We start from the raw sequence: 644 nt of genomic DNA on the forward strand, positions 1-644 counted from the left end.
CAATGATTAACAGTCATTTGCTCTACCAACTGAGCTATCGGGGATCGTCGTTCACCGCTGGCTGATGTTGGCTCCCCGAACAGGACTCGAACCTGTGACCCAATGATTAACAGTCATTTGCTCTACCAACTGAGCTATCGGGGACCATCCTTCAGCACGCGGCGTAGTATACGCGTTGAGTCCTTTGCGTCAAGGCTGATGCACACGAATCTTCAAAACGGCGGCGAAGAATTCTGCAGCACAATCAACACGCTGCGGAATTCGCCCTATCGGTCAACGACTCGCCGGCCATAGTGGACGAAGGCGGAAGCGACGTCCATCGATCACGTGAAGCGATTGGCTCGACGAACAATTGGCTCGACGAAACGATCGGGTCGACCGCGCGGCCCAAGGCGAGATTATCCGGAAAGCACGACATTCGTCGGACTCGAAGGTCTTGATCGGGAGAGAAGTTCTTGATCGGGGAATAACGCGTTGATCAAGAGAAAAGCGTTGGTGGCTACGCCCTGATTCGAACAGGGGACCCCATCATTATGAGTGATGTGCTCTAACCAGCTGAGCTACGTAGCCGACGCTGCTGCCGATAAACGGCGAACGTTGCCAAGTGACAACGGGGGCGGACTATACCTGCGGGCTCGCTTCTC

At 54.8% G+C, this 644-nt stretch carries 2 tRNA genes; both read right to left on the reverse strand.

From position 1 onward, the window contains the following. Positions 1 to 68 precede the first annotated feature (68 nt). Positions 69 to 144 (reverse strand) — tRNA-Asn (locus BTW08_RS18120). Positions 145 to 493: 349 nt separating this feature from the next. Further along, a tRNA-Met gene (locus BTW08_RS18125) sits at positions 494 to 570 on the reverse strand. Positions 571 to 644 lie beyond the last annotated feature (74 nt).

Origin of the sequence: Salinicola sp. MH3R3-1, from assembly GCF_001937155.1 — a bacterium.
GTDB lineage: Bacteria > Pseudomonadota > Gammaproteobacteria > Pseudomonadales > Halomonadaceae > Salinicola > Salinicola halophyticus.